Source organism: Flavobacterium sp. I3-2, assembly GCF_013389595.1.
GTDB lineage: Bacteria > Bacteroidota > Bacteroidia > Flavobacteriales > Flavobacteriaceae > Flavobacterium.
Genome location: NZ_CP058306.1, coordinates 1468513 through 1484343, shown reverse-complemented (window position 1 = coordinate 1484343; position 15831 = coordinate 1468513). Strand labels below are relative to the sequence as shown.

Here is a 15831-nt window from a genome sequence, read left to right as displayed (position 1 = left end):
TTTATCAGAGTCGATCCGCTGGTAGAGAAGACTATGACGCCTTATCAATATGTACATAATAATCCTGTGAATTTGGTAGATCCTACGGAAATGGAAGATGAAGGAAATAAAAATGTAAACAGTGTTTCAGAAAAATTATATTTTACTGATCTTAATACCAATGAATCTTATAATTTAAATAAGGATGGTTCAGTTACTAATAACACAAATTCAACGACTAATATAGAATTAATACAATAATAACTGCTGATGATACATATAAACAATGGTTTCAAAAAAACATCATAAGCATTACAATCTGATGGAGATACTGCAACTTATACAGGATTAGCAATAACAATTACAGGTGTTAGCATCCCACTTGGAGTAGGTTTTGCATTTGAAGCAAAGTCGTCGAATTTCGCTGGAACATTAATTGAATCGGGGGATTTATTTCCACAAGGAAAGTATAGAGAAGGAATAACAAAAATTTTAATGTCTGCGTTTTTTATTGGTACTGGAAAATTAGGAACATGGAGAACCCAAAAAGCAGCAGGAAAAGAAGCTGTAGAAAATGGACTAAATAATAGCGCTGAGACTGTAGTTGGTGGTACAAATACAATAATTGAAAAAATAATAGGCCCCGATGTTGAAAAAAAAATAAATAAAAAATAATAATGGTCTTATGATATATATAATAATTTGTCTATTAATGATTATAATTGGATTAATAGGTGTTTTCAAAAATAAATTACCTAAATATAGTAATAGTTTTGGATTTGCTATGAATCTCAATTACTATATAGCATTTTACGCAATGATAATTACAGGGATTGTTTTTCTAATAATAATATTTACAAGAGATAGTTGATTGTGCTAATATGCTACGGCAACACATCAAAAGTGGTGTTATCACTGTAAACACTAAGTAATACTACATTTTTTAAGGTTTATAAACTCAAACCAAAAATCGAGCTGACCGTAAAAAAGTCAACTCTTTTTTTTTTATAAAACTGTCGCGTCCTGAAATATCGATACACAAAAAAGAGTCGTTATGGAAGAATCAAACAATTATGTAAAACGTAGTCAACGAGATTACACCTTAAGTTTTAAAATCAACGTAGTCAAAGAAATTGAATTAGGCGAATTAAGTATCCCTGATGCCTGTCGCAATTACGGTATTCAATCTAGAAGTACCGTTGTAAATTGGTTAAGAAAATTTGGTAAATTTGATTGGGAGAATCAAACACAATTGAATATGCCAAAATCACCAGAACAACGAATTCTAGAGTTAGAAGCTAAAGTAAAACTTCTAGAGAAGCAAAAAGCACAATTGGAACGACAGAATTATATTTCTGATTCCAAAGCTATTATCTTTGATATGATGATTGATATCGCTGAAAAGAAGTTAAAAATTGATGTAAGAAAAAATTACAAATCCGCACAATCAATCGTTTCCGCCAAGAAATACAAGAAAGTATAAGTTATACTTGTGGATTGTTCGGATTAGATAGGCAATGCTATTATAGGAAAATTAACCGTTCAAAAGAGCGCAAATGCACAGCAAGTAAAGTTGTAGAACTTGTTAAGCAAATTCGTTCTGTCCAAAAAAGACTAGGAACTCGGAAGCTTTATTATCTTCTAAAAAAGGAGCTTACTGAATTAAAGGTTGGTAGAGATAAATTCTTTGAGATTCTAAGAGCAAATCATCTCTTAATTCAACCAAAACGAAGTTATCACGTCACAACTGATTCACATCATCGATTTAGAAAACATCCTAACATAATAAAGGAACTAGAAATTAACCGCCCAAACCAAGTCTGGGTAAGTGATATAACGTATATTGGCAAACGAGAAAAACCTTGTTATTTAAGTTTGATTACAGATGCTTACTCTAAAAAAATAGTTGGATTTGAAGTATCAAGTACCATATGCACAAGCAATGTAATACAAGCTTTGCACAAGGCGCAAAAGCAAAGGAAAACTAAAAAATCATTAATTCATCATTCCGATAGAGGATTACAATATTGTTCAGACGAATATCAATCGTATTTAAAAAAATACAACATAAAATGTAGTATGACAGAAAATTCGGATCCTTATGAAAATGCCATTGCAGAACGAATAAACGGCATATTAAAACAAGAATTTATGATTGATACGTATCATTTAGAATTGCCGCTGATGAAGAAAATAGTAGCCGAAGCCATTTGTATTTATAATCAAGATAGACCACACTGGTCGAATCATATGTTAACTCCAAATCAAATGCATCAAAATGAAAATTTAAAATTTAGAACCTATAAAAACAAAAACAGTAGCAACTCTAAAGCTACTACTGTTTAATTATTGTATTTTTAATCATTGAAAAACTGTATCTATTTTTCAGGACTAGTCAAACAGATACTACTGTTGCACTTAAATAGTTTATAACTCAGAAATTTATTAAACAAAAAAGTCTCTTACTTTTCAGTAAAGTACTTTCAAAAAAGCTGCGACTCGAACTTAAGAATTAACAAAAACACGATTTATATATAACAAAAAAATCCTTTACTTTTCAGTAAAGGACTTTCAAAAAAAAAGGCAGCGACATACTCTCCCACATTAAAATGCAGTACCATCTGCGCAATCGGGCTTAACTTCTCTGTTCGAAATGGGAAGAGGTGAGCCCCGACGCAATAACCACCTTAAATCGGTTTGCTAGGTTTCTCTAACAATATTTTGTTAACATATTTCCGATACTTTTCATTTTTTTTCGTAGAGGATTCTTTCTTTAGTCTTCATACTTAATACTCAAATCTTAATACTATACTTTATAAGCAACTCCTTAGAGCACATAAGCTTACGGGCTATTAGTACTACTCGACTATGACATTACTGCCTTTACATCTGTAGCCTATCAACGTAGTCATCTTCTACGACCCTTTAAAGAAATCTCATCTTGTGGTGGGTTTCGCGCTTATATGCTTTCAGCGCTTATCCCTTCCCAACGTAGCTACTCAGCGATGCACCTGGCGGCACAACTGATACACCAGAGGTTAGTCCAATTCGGTCCTCTCGTACTAGAATCAGATCCACTCAAATTTCTAACGCCCACAGTAGATAGAGACCGAACTGTCTCACGACGTTCTGAACCCAGCTCGCGTGCCACTTTAATGGGCGAACAGCCCAACCCTTGGGACCTTCTCCAGCCCCAGGATGTGACGAGCCGACATCGAGGTGCCAAACCCCCCCGTCGATATGAGCTCTTGGGGGAGATCAGCCTGTTATCCCCGGCGTACCTTTTATCCTTTGAGCGATGGCCCTTCCATACGGAACCACCGGATCACTATGCTCTACTTTCGTACCTGATCGACCTGTATGTCTCTCAGTCAAGCTCCCTTATACCATTGCACTCTACGCACGGTTACCAAGCGTGCTGAGGGAACCTTTAGAAGCCTCCGTTACTCTTTTGGAGGCGACCACCCCAGTCAAACTACCCACCAAGCAATGTCCTCATGTATCACGAGTTAGATCTCAAATAAGCAAAGGGTGGTATTTCAACAATGACTAACCTACGCCTGGCGACGCAGGATCGAAGTCTCCCACCTATCCTACACATCACTTATCCAAGAACAATACTAAGCTATAGTAAAGGTGCACAGGGTCTTTTCGTCCCACTGCGGGTAATCGGCATCTTCACCGATACTACAATTTCACCGAGCTCATGGCTGAGACAGTGTCCAGATCGTTACACCATTCGTGCAGGTCGGAACTTACCCGACAAGGAATTTCGCTACCTTAGGACCGTTATAGTTACGGCCGCCGTTTACTGGGGCTTCAATTCAATGCTTCTCCGAAGATAACATCTCCTCTTAACCTTCCAGCACCGGGCAGGTGTCAGGCCCTATACTTCATCTTACGATTTGGCAGAGCCCTGTGTTTTTGATAAACAGTCGCCTGGACCTTTTCACTGCGGCCAGCATTGCTGCTGGCGACCTTTCTCCCGAAGTTACAGGTCTATTTTGCCTAATTCCTTAGCCATGAATCTCTCGAGCACCTTAGGATTCTCTCCTCGACTACCTGTGTCGGTTTACGGTACGGGTTGTTATAATCTAGGTTTAGAAACTTTTCTTGGAAGCCCTTAGGCACACTATCTAATTGCCCGAAGGCGCTCAGTACTATCGTATTTCCCCATCCTTAACGCATTTTACTATTAAAGATATAGGTAGGTACTTCAACGAACTATTCCGTCAGTTCGCGGTGCTTTCATCACTCCGTCATTCCATCACAACTATAACAAGTACGGGAATATTAACCCGTTGGCCATCGACGTCCCCCTTCGGGTGTGCCTTAGGTCCCGACTAACCCTAAGCTGATTAGCATAGCTCAGGAAACCTTAGTCTTTCGGTGTGCGGGTTTCTCGCCCGCATTATCGTTACTTATGCCTACATTTTCTTTTCTAAACAGTCCAGCAATAGTCGCCTATCACCTTCTACCCAGTTTAGAATGCTCCCCTACCACTTGACAACTAAATGTCAAATCCATAGCTTCGGTAGTATACTTATGCCCGATTATTATCCATGCTCGTTCGCTCGACTAGTGAGCTGTTACGCACTCTTTAAATGAATGGCTGCTTCCAAGCCAACATCCTAGCTGTCTATGCAAACAAACCGCGTTTTTTCAACTTAGCATACATTTGGGGACCTTAGCTGATGGTCTGGGTTCTTTCCCTCTCGGACATGGACCTTAGCACCCATGCCCTCACTGCTTATAAGCATTTATTAGCATTCGGAGTTTGTCAGGAATTGGTAGGTGGTGAAACCCCCGCATCCAATCAGTAGCTCTACCTCTAATAAACTCTATAAGCGCTGCACCTAAATGCATTTCGGGGAGTACGAGCTATTTCCGAGTTTGATTGGCCTTTCACCCCTACCCACAGATCATCCCAAGACTTTTCAACGTCAACGGGTTCGGTCCTCCACGGTGTGTTACCACAGCTTCAACCTGTCCATGGGTAGATCACACGGTTTCGCGTCTACCATTACTGACTCATGCGCCCTATTCAGACTCGCTTTCGCTTCGGATCCGTGACTGAATCACTTATCCTCGCCAGCAACGGTAACTCGTAGGCTCATTATGCAAAAGGCACGCCGTCACCCAACGAATGGGCTCCGACCGCTTGTAAGCGTATGGTTTCAGGTTCTATTTCACTCCGTTATTCACGGTTCTTTTCACCTTTCCCTCACGGTACTGGTTCACTATCGGTCTCTCAGGAGTATTTAGCCTTAGCGGATGGTCCCGCCAGTTTCAATCAAGGTTTCACGTGCCCCGACCTACTCAGGATACCACTATCTAATACATCGCTTACCTATACGGGACTATCACCCTCTACGGTTAACCTTTCCAGGTTATTCTAATTCGCTTTGCTTAAAATATCGTGGTCCTACAACCCCAATATTGCCGAAACAACATTGGTTTGGGCTAATCCGCGTTCGCTCGCCACTACTTACGGAATCACTTTTGTTTTCTTCTCCTCCGCCTACTTAGATGTTTCAGTTCAGCGGGTTTGCTCATCTATCGATGTACTATGTCTTCAACATAGTGGGTTGCCCCATTCGGATATCTACGGATCTATTCGTGTGTGCCAATCCCCGTAGCTTTTCGCAGCTTATCACGTCCTTCTTCGCCTCTGAGAGCCTAGGCATTCCCCATACGCCCTTATTTTGCTTATTGTGCTCTATTTCAGTCTTCAAGTTGAAAGTCTTAAGGTCTAAAGTCAGAAGACTTTTAACTTTTTGACTTTCGTCTTTCGACTAATTTTGTGCTTATATTATTTCTAATATTTTTCTACTTTTTAATTTGTATCTCAATATGTCAATGAACTTTTATTAGTATTAAGATTTTTGTATAAAGCATTAAGACTTGATCTTAATTCTTGATACTATCATCTTGATACCATCTGGTGGAGAATATCGGAGTCGAACCGATGACCTCCTGCGTGCAAGGCAGGCGCTCTAGCCAGCTGAGCTAATCCCCCAATTTTTATTAATTGTGAATTACGAATTACGAATGTTATAATTCATAACCTCTCAACTTCTAAAATTTCCTTTGTAATAAAATACTTTTAATTCGTAATTTCTAATTCGTAATTAAAATTGTAGTCCCGGGCAGACTCGAACTGCCGACCCCTACATTATCAGTGTAGTACTCTAACCAGCTGAGCTACGAGACTCTGTATTTTATTTTTTTTTGAATCAACAGTAAAGAGTAAGAGACTTGAACCATCTCTAGAAAGGAGGTGTTCCAGCCGCACCTTCCGGTACGGCTACCTTGTTACGACTTAGCCCTAGTTACCAGTTTTACCCTAGGCAGCTCCTTGCGGTCACCGACTTCAGGCACCCCCAGCTTCCATGGCTTGACGGGCGGTGTGTACAAGGCCCGGGAACGTATTCACCGGATCATGGCTGATATCCGATTACTAGCGATTCCAGCTTCATGGAGTCGAGTTGCAGACTCCAATCCGAACTGTGACCGGCTTTATAGATTCGCTCCTGGTCACCCAGTGGCTGCTCTCTGTACCGGCCATTGTAGCACGTGTGTGGCCCAGGACGTAAGGGCCGTGATGATTTGACGTCATCCCCACCTTCCTCACAGTTTACACTGGCAGTCTTGCTAGAGTTCCCGACATGACTCGCTGGCAACTAACAACAGGGGTTGCGCTCGTTATAGGACTTAACCTGACACCTCACGGCACGAGCTGACGACAACCATGCAGCACCTTGTAAATTGTCCGAAGAAATATCTGTTTCCAAATACGTCAATCTACATTTAAGCCCTGGTAAGGTTCCTCGCGTATCATCGAATTAAACCACATGCTCCACCGCTTGTGCGGGCCCCCGTCAATTCCTTTGAGTTTCAAACTTGCGTTCGTACTCCCCAGGTGGGATACTTATCACTTTCGCTTAGTCACTCAGCCTTGCAGCCAAACAACTAGTATCCATCGTTTACGGCGTGGACTACCAGGGTATCTAATCCTGTTCGCTACCCACGCTTTCGTCCATCAGCGTCAATTGTTTGTTAGTAACCTGCCTTCGCAATTGGTATTCCATGTAATATCTAAGCATTTCACCGCTACACTACATATTCTAGTTACTTCACAAAAATTCAAGCTCTACAGTATCAATGGCAATTTTACAGTTAAGCTGCAAACTTTCACCACTGACTTATAAAGCCGCCTACGGACCCTTTAAACCCAATGATTCCGGATAACGCTTGGATCCTCCGTATTACCGCGGCTGCTGGCACGGAGTTAGCCGATCCTTATTCTTACAGTACCGTCAATATACCACACGTGGTACTTTTTCTTCCTGTACAAAAGCAGTTTACAATCCATAGGACCGTCATCCTGCACGCGGCATGGCTGGTTCAGAGTTGCCTCCATTGACCAATATTCCTCACTGCTGCCTCCCGTAGGAGTCTGGTCCGTGTCTCAGTACCAGTGTGGGGGATCTCCCTCTCAGGACCCCTACCCATCATCGTCTTGGTAAGCCGTTACCTTACCAACTAACTAATGGGACGCATGCTCATCTTTTACCAATAAATCTTTAATTACAAATCGATGCCAATTCGTAATACCATAAGGTATTAATCCAAATTTCTCTGGGCTATCCCTTAGTAAAAGGTAGATTGCATACGCGTTACGCACCCGTGCGCCGGTCTCAACATCCGAAGATGCCTACCCCTCGACTTGCATGTGTTAGGCCTGCCGCTAGCGTTCATCCTGAGCCAGGATCAAACTCTTCATCGTATAATTTTTAATATTTTTTGATGTTCGTTCAAGATTTTCTTTTATCTCTAAAAGATTAATCTTACTCTTTAATTCTCTGTTAATCCAATATATCTATGAACTTATTTTCTCTTTGTTCGCTCATCTTCTAAGCGGTTGCAAAAGTAGAAACTCTTTTTGAATCTCGCAAATTTATTTTGATAATATTTTTGAAAGATTTTCAACATTTAAAGAACTTTTGCGCCGCTTCTTGTTTCAGAATCGGATTGCAAAAGTACAACCTTTAACCCTTATCTTCCAAATTTATTTTTGTTAATTTTTAAATTTGTTTTTCGTGATTTGAATGAACTTCTGTTTTTCAACGGTGCAAATATACCGCCTTCTTTCTATGCCAAACAAGCTTTTTGAAAGTTATTTTTTGATTATTTTTTACCGCTCTGAAATTGAATGATTTGGAAATTGATTTTTAGTAGTGAGTATTGAGATTTGAGTATTGAGAAAGATTCCTTCTAACGTCGGGATGACAATTTAATCCAAATTTAACCACAGATGAACGGATGTAAAATTTAAAAATTGATTCTAGTAGTGAGATTTGAGTATTGAGAGATTCCTCCTATCGTCGGAATGACAAAACACACGATGTCATTCTATGTTTGCAAATAGTTATTTTTAAATATTGTAAATCGAGAAAGAAAAGAAAGGGTAAAGAAGTAAGACTATTGATTGTCATTTGTCATATAAGACCGTTCAGAATGTTAGTTCCTTTACCCTTACTACAAAATTTGGACAGAACATTAGGTTATAAAGCCTGTATTTAGAATAGGTAAATTAGTGTAGTAATTTCTTTTCTGATAAAACATTTTATGTATGTGTAAAATTATTGGAATTGACATTAGCAAACAAACTTTTGATGTAAGTTTTAAGCGAAAAGAACGATGGGATTATTTTGTTTTTCCTAATGAAGAAAAAGGATTTAAACAGTTGTTAAATTTGATAGAACAAGTAGATTGGGTTGTTATGGAGGCTTCGGGCAGTTATTATTTCCCATTAGCTACTTTTTTAAGCAGTCGGAATATTAAAGTTTGTGTAGAAAATCCTTTGGTGATCAAGCGTTTTAGTCAGACAATGCTTTATCGTGCTAAAACGGACAAAAAAGACGCAAGAACAATAGCCGAATATGGTGAAAAGTATGACTTGAAACAGTGGGAACAAGAAAGTGAAAATTGTACGAAGCTTCGACATTTATACACACGAGTTGAACTGTTAAATAAACAAATCCAACAAAACAAACGCCAATTAGAAGCCTTTGAAAGCAGTGGTTCGTTAGACAAATTTTTAGAAAAGACTATAAAAAAAGATCTTTCCAATCTTGAAAAAACCAAACATAAAATCGAAGTAGAAATGGAACGATTAGCAAAACAGCAATACGGTCAGACTATCGAGAATATTGAGAGTATTCCAGGCATAGGTAGAAAAACCGCAATGATGCTATCTTTGATAACCGATAACTTCAAGAAGTTTGAGAATTATAAACAGCTCATCGCTTATGTAGGGTTTAGTCCCAGAATATATCAAAGTGGAACCAGTGTAAAGGGAAAAGGACATATTTGTAAAATGGGTAAAGCACAAATCAGAAAGTTGCTTTATATGTGCAGTTGGTCAGCTAAACATTGTAACAAAACTTGTAAAGAAATGTACGACAGATTGAAAAGCCTTGGAAAACCAGAAAGAGTAATTAAAATAGCTATTGCAAACAAACTATTAAAACAAGCGTTTGCAATAGCTAAAGCGAATGGTAAATATCAAGAAAATTATTGTTAAAATAGTTGCATAGAAACACAGAACATTCTGAGCAGAGTGAAACGGAGTCGAAGAATCTTAGTAAAAGATTCATCTTTGCTTTGGAATGACAACAATGACAAAAAAAAGGCAAATACCTACAAGGTTTGTAAACCTTGCAGGATATTTTCAAACTTTTGACATTAAACTTTTGACTTTATAACTTAGGATCGCGTTAGGAATTGAAGCGGTATCCTTTTTTTTTATTTCATATTAATTGGTAATGAATTTAAAAGGACAAGATTCCTCCTATCGTCGGAATGACACCAAAAAAAGTAAAAAAAAAGATTTAGCGGAAAGCCCGACCGAGCGGTTTCTACTTCACGTGATTTTACTCTTATATATAATGAGCGAGGGAACGCCCAAAATATATTTAAATAAAAAAGCGGCTGCGAATAAAATCTCTTCTATTCTACAGCCGCTTGATTTATGCATTAAAGGTGAATAAGCTTACCTTTTAATGATTTTAACAAATTGTTGTTTACTATCTGTTTTTAATTGTATTATATATGTTCCTGATGGTAGATTCGATAAATCAACTTTTACTTCATTTTCGTTAGTTTGAAGTGTCTGAACTCGTTTTCCTAACAAATCAAATACTTCAATCTGAGTAATTACATCAGAGTAAGAAATAGTTAATACATCATCTACTGGATTAGGGAAATATTTTAATTCGTTTTTGTCGAATTGATCGTTTGATAAATATACATCAACTCTAACAGCAAACGGTAAACTCGGACATCCATTTGCACCGATAATTACGGCATAATAAATCTGTCCGTTAGCTAGTGGCATATTCGCTACTAAAGGATTTACTCCGTTCTGAGAATCTGAATATGAAGCATACCATGTAACATTATTTTGATTTAAAACTAAATCTGATAACGTAGAACCCTCTATGAAAGTTTGAACCGCTTGTCCTGTTGGAGCAGTTGGTAAGGCTTCGATATTAACTTGAACTGGTGTTCTTTGTGATTCACATCCGTATTGAACTCTAGACACAAAATAAGTTCCTGTAGCTAATGGTGTTGTTTGTGCTAATTCAGTTGGACTAGATGGTGAATTATACCATTTATGTGTTACACCAGATTGTGATGGAATAATCAAATTTGAAATCCTAGATGGTCCACACAAAGTAAATGCATCTACATTTGGAGCAGCTATTGAAACAATACGAACAGCAACAGCTTTACGTGCAGAAACACATCCATTATTACGTTGTTCTACGTAGTAGGTTCCTGATGTTAATTGAGTATTAGGATTTAATTCTACAGTCGCTGTTGCCGAACCAAACCATTTTAATTGAGCTCCGGCTACACCTTGCGCTACTAATTGTGAAACAGTTCCTGAACCACAAAATGTTTGTGTAGCGGAAATTGGTGTTGCCAAACCTTCAAAAGCTGAAACTTCTATTTGAACTCTATTCGATTCACAAATACCAAAACTCTGAGTTACATAATATGTACCTGTTACAACTTGTTGAGTATTTGAAACTGGCGTCATTGATGTTAATGACGTGTACCATTTCATTGTAACTCCAGGTAATTGTCCAACTTGTAGTGATCCATAATTTGCGTATCCACAAACTAAAACATCAGTAGAAACTAAGTCTATAGGTGTTTGATTAACAATAACATTTACTGCTACTCTATGAGATGTAGTTTCTCCATCTGTTTGGTTAACATAATAAGTACCTGTTGTCAGCACTGTTCCTTGAGTTAAAACTTGAGTAGAAGTCGCGTCGGCAAACCAATTTACAGTTGCATTAGGTAAACCTTGAACTACTAAATCTGCTAAAACCGCATTATCACAAAACTCTTGTCTAGTTTGTACAACCGGCTCATCAATTCTATCAATTAAAGCAACATAAACTTCTAAAGGTAAATCGCTTTCACAATCTATAGTTTGTGTAATGTAATAATATCCTTCTGTTAAAACAGCAGTATCAAGAATCTCTTGAGTCATATCTACATCTGAATAATATCTCAACCCTTGTCCTTCAACAACAATATCCGAAACAAAATCATCTTCTACTAAAGTTTGGAATGAATTTCCTATTGGAGATGGCGTTCCACATAATGTCGTGAAATTACGAACTGCAGACCATCCGCTTTCCCCATCAGCACAAACTTGTTTTACATAGAAACTATAATCTGTAGCTTGATTTAAATTCGTTAATGAATATGGTTTATTTACATTTGAAATTATTGTTCCTGTTCCCTGTTGGAAACCTTGAGGTCCATATTCAATATCAAAATTAGTCCCTGCTGCACTCCAATTTAAAATTGCTGATGCCGTTGTAAGATCATTAGCTTCTAAATCAGTTGGGTCTAAACATGGGAACGTTACATTTACTTTTATATCTATTGTAACTCCCCAAGACCCCGAATAACAAGGATTAGGTGTAGCTTGTCCTGAGTCGGCCGTACCAACTCTCATTCTATAAACACCTGTTTCGTAAATATCATCTATAGTAAATGAAGAGTCTAATGTAGTAGGATTCACGACAGCTAATGATTCTCCACTAAAGAAACGTTCTGTTTCATTATCAAAAACTCCATCTCTATTAAAATCAATCCAAATATGTGCATGATAAGTTGGGTTATTTCCAAATGTAATTGATGAAGTTATTGGCAATTGTGAATCTAAATCAACAACTTGATCTAATAAATTTTGATACATAACATCAGGAATTGTAAATGTTTGATCACCTAATACAAATTGAGTAATTCCTAAACCATCATTACTTGTTGGAATTGAAGAACAATAGTCAAAATCTAAAGTAAAAGGACCAACCCAAGAACTTTTATCAGTTTCACTACAAATTCTTCTAATATAAAATTCATAAGTTTCACCGATAACTAAGTTAGAAATTATTTTACTTGAACCAGTTGCGCTTACAGAAGTACCAGTACCTAATTCAAAATCTTCTAATCCATATTGAATTTCAAAATTATCTACAAGACCTGATAAGTTTGGATTTGCCCAAGTTAAGATTGCAGACGAATTTGACAAATTCATGTTTACATTAAAATCTAAAACTTCAACACAACTAGGAATTGGTTCATAAACTATATTATCAATATAAACTGGACTAGTAGTTGACGTTGTTTGATGTTTAAAACCAAAATAATCGTTTGTACCTAGTGGTAAATAAACAATATACTCTTCATAATCTCCTGATAATGGAATTGTTTGAATTTCTGTAATTGAACTTACGTCATTTTGCGTAGCTAAAGTCACAAACTTGATTGTAGTTGCTTCATTAACATATTGCTTTTTAGCTCTAAATCTTACTCTATAAGCTCCATTTCCTAAATTATTAGTTTCTGGCGAAACTAAAACATAATTACCATTAAGATCAGAACTATTATTTATATAGAACCCATTTGGTGCAGAGTAATTAGCAGTTGTACTAACATAACCCGAACCTACACCTTCATCAATAAAATACCAACACAGTGGAACTGTTTGATCAGTTGATGAACCTGTTGCAGTATCACTAAAACTTTCGTTAATTAAATCATATGGTGCACATTTTGTAAAAAATGAAACTTGTTTCCATCCATCAAAACCTGTAGCTGTACATACTGTTTTTACATAAACTGTAAATGTTGTAGAATGTTCAAGCCCTGTAATTGTACCTGTTAAATCACCTGCAACAAAGTTACCTGAAGTAGCTAAACCTGTGTTTCCACTTCCTGGTAGACCTTCAGTTCTTACTTCATAAAATAAATTTGCATTTGATTCTAAACCTGTAGGTAGTGACCATGAAATAGTTGATGTCGTTTGTGTAGAATTTACAAATTGTAAGTCTAAAATATTTGGACAGGCTGGTATTGGTTCGTAAATAATATTATCTAAATATATATAACGAAGAGTTGCATTTAATCCATGTTTGAATCCAAAGAAATCATTAGTTCCTTGTGGTAAATAAACGGTATATTCTTCGTATGTTGTTGTTAAGTTTATTGTTTCAAGAATACTAGCATTATTTGTATTATCTTGATTTGCCAATGTCAAAATTTGTAAATCAGTACCTAATGTACTCGTAGTTTTAGCACGAAATCTTAATCTGTACCCTCCATTTCCAAGGTTATTTGTCTCAGGAGAAACTAAAATCAAATCATTTTCTACATCACTAGCATTATACATATAATAACCTTTAACACTCTCATATTGTGCTGTAGTACTTACATAAGCATAACCTGCACCTGCATCGATATATCCCCAACAAGTTGGACGAGTTGGATTTGTTGATGATCCAGTAGGAACAGTATCAAAATTTTCATTGATTGATGTATAAACTCCACATAAAGTTGTAGCTTGAATTTCTTTCCAACTATCAGCAAAACCAGAACCACAATTTGCTCTTAGATAAACCATATATTGAGTTGTATGGTTCAATCCTGTCACTGTAAAGTTATTATTTGCTGTTGAAACAAAACCTGTTGAAGCTAAACCTGTTGATCCTGACCCTGGTAAACCTGAAGTTCTCACTTCATATTCAAACTGAGTATTTGTAGGTATTCCTGAAGGTAAAGGATATGATATTGTAATTGAATTAACACTAACATTATCAACAGTTATTGAAACAGGACTACTACAAGGTGGTATAGGTTCAAAATAAACATCATCAATATAAATTATTCTAGAGGTTGCATTTAAACCATGCTTAAATGCAAAATAATCGTTTGTACCTGCTGGTAAATTAACTGTAAACTCTTGGTATGCATCTGTCAATGTAATTTCTTGCAATTGTTGCATCCCAGTTAAATTTGTCTGATTTTCTAAAGTAACAACTTTTAAGGTTGTGCTTGGATTAGTTGAGGTAGAAGTCGTTTTAGCTCTAAAACGAATTCGCCCTGCTCCATTACCTAAATTTTCAGTTTTTGGAGAAACCAATACATAATCACCAGAAGTATCTGTTGAATTAGTCATGGCCAATCCTCGAGAACTTTGGTAATTTGAACCAGTAGTTACGTACACATATCCAGCTCCTGAATCTATTGCGCTCCAACATGTAGGCACAACAGGATTTGTAGAACTTCCGTTTGTAGGTGTCGAATCAAAATTCTCTAAAAAGTATCCAGAAACACCACATAATGTTGTTACATTTAATTGTTTCCAATTACTAAAACCTAATGTTGCAGAACAATTCTTTTTAATGTAAACATTATAAATTTGATTTCCTGATAGATTATCTACATTTATTGTAGCAACATTAGACGCTAGGGTACCACTAGTTATTAAACCTTGTGCACCTGATTCTGGAACACCTGAAGTTCTAACTTCATAAGTATATCCTAAACTCGTTAAATCTGGATTCCATGAAGCAACAAATGAATTATTGGTTACATTTGATGACACTAGATTACCGACTGTATAACAAGCTGGCACAAAAGCTTCAACTTTAATATTATCAACTGCTCCAGGTGCTTGAGCACCTCCTCCTGAATCATTTTTCCAAGTAATAATTAATCGTTTTGTGTTTCCAGCAACATAATTTATTTGCTCAGGAGTTAGATTAATATTTAAATTGGTTTGTGTTTGTGGAGATGTACTTCCTGATTGTAAACCCACTACAGCGTCCAAATAAAAACCAGTTGTTCCATTTGTGTAATTTGGCCATGTTGGTGCCAATGCTGTTGAATTTGGCGTCGCCCCAGGAATTTGAGATGCTATAGTAGAAACGTCTGCAACAAAACCTGTTATTGATTGACCAGTAGGTCCAACAGAAGAAGGCACAACGTTTACATCAGCTAAATAAACCATAACATTATCCCAAGATGATTCTCCAGCCATACTCACATCTAAAGATATGGTTACATTTTCAGAACCTATAGGAAATGTAATATCTCTATAAAAATGCACTATTGAAACTGAACTTATAGTATAAGCATTCGCATTTGTAGTTGCATTATTAGAAATATAAGCTCCTCTATTTCCAGCAAACCATTGTGGAACTGCTCCTAAAACCCATTTGTTCGTTTGAGTTTCATTAATAACCGTCCATCCATTTGAATCAAATGTATCACCTAGTTCAAAACCACCTGCACCAACTGGATCTAATAATAGATGCGTTTGTTGAGCATGAATTGAAGCACCACAAAGTAGTAGAACTCCCAGTAAAAGCTGACTATACAGCCAGTGTAATCTTTTAATCATTTTCAGTTTTTAATAAATTAGTAATTCATAATTTTTTGATCAAGTATGTGTTTTTTTTGAGTCTTTTTTTTATATAC

General features: G+C 36.9%; 6 protein-coding genes, 2 tRNA genes and 3 rRNA genes. 5 read left to right on the top strand and 6 right to left on the bottom strand.

Going from position 1 to position 15831, the window contains the following annotated elements; translation table 11 throughout:
* The first annotated feature begins 33 nt into the window (after window positions 1-33).
* The 4 genes from HW119_RS16735 to HW119_RS06930 all read left to right on the top strand — a co-directional run bounded on the left by HW119_RS16735 (window position 34) and on the right by HW119_RS06930 (window position 2325).
* On the top strand, window positions 34-240 hold the full coding sequence (locus HW119_RS16735; RefSeq protein WP_255498057.1) for a hypothetical protein: 207 nt from the start codon (window positions 34-36) through the stop codon (window positions 238-240).
* A gap of 234 nt (window positions 241-474) precedes the next feature.
* The gene (locus HW119_RS06935; RefSeq protein WP_177762461.1) at window positions 475-654 is read left to right on the top strand and encodes a hypothetical protein; all 180 of its coding nucleotides are present in this window, start codon (window positions 475-477) and stop codon (window positions 652-654) included.
* Between the two features lie 379 nt (window positions 655-1033).
* Window positions 1034-1462 (top strand): helix-turn-helix domain-containing protein, encoded by a 429-nt coding sequence (locus tag HW119_RS16630; RefSeq protein ID WP_218620395.1) that lies wholly within the window; start codon window positions 1034-1036, stop codon window positions 1460-1462.
* A gap of 14 nt (window positions 1463-1476) precedes the next feature.
* The gene (locus HW119_RS06930) at window positions 1477-2325 is read left to right on the top strand and encodes an IS3 family transposase (protein WP_255498055.1); all 849 of its coding nucleotides are present in this window, start codon (window positions 1477-1479) and stop codon (window positions 2323-2325) included.
* 232 nt (window positions 2326-2557) lie between these two features.
* On the opposite strand, the gene rrf is transcribed toward HW119_RS06930, so the two are convergent.
* The 5 genes from rrf to HW119_RS06905 all read right to left on the bottom strand — a co-directional run bounded on the left by rrf (window position 2558) and on the right by HW119_RS06905 (window position 7768).
* Window positions 2558-2669, bottom strand: a 5S ribosomal RNA gene (gene rrf / locus HW119_RS06925).
* 141 nt (window positions 2670-2810) lie between these two features.
* A 23S ribosomal RNA gene (locus HW119_RS06920) occupies window positions 2811-5694 on the bottom strand.
* 227 nt (window positions 5695-5921) lie between these two features.
* Window positions 5922-5998 (bottom strand) — tRNA-Ala (locus HW119_RS06915).
* A gap of 121 nt (window positions 5999-6119) precedes the next feature.
* A tRNA-Ile gene (locus HW119_RS06910) sits at window positions 6120-6193 on the bottom strand.
* Window positions 6194-6252: 59 nt separating this feature from the next.
* Window positions 6253-7768: ribosomal RNA gene (locus HW119_RS06905) — 16S ribosomal RNA — on the bottom strand.
* Together the 16S, 23S and 5S rRNA genes with 2 tRNA genes alongside form the textbook arrangement of a ribosomal RNA operon.
* An 846-nt stretch (window positions 7769-8614) precedes the next feature.
* Here HW119_RS06905 and HW119_RS06900 point away from each other — a divergent pair.
* Window positions 8615-9568, top strand: coding sequence for an IS110 family transposase (locus HW119_RS06900; RefSeq protein ID WP_177761900.1), 954 nt, complete (start codon window positions 8615-8617; stop codon window positions 9566-9568).
* Window positions 9569-10036: 468 nt separating this feature from the next.
* Here HW119_RS06900 and HW119_RS06895 read toward each other — a convergent pair whose 3' ends face one another.
* Window positions 10037-15754 carry a fibronectin type III domain-containing protein gene (locus HW119_RS06895; protein WP_177762458.1) on the bottom strand — a complete coding sequence of 1906 codons (5718 nt, stop codon included), beginning with the start codon at window positions 15752-15754 and terminating at the stop codon, window positions 10037-10039.
* Between the last annotated feature and the right edge of the window lie 77 nt (window positions 15755-15831).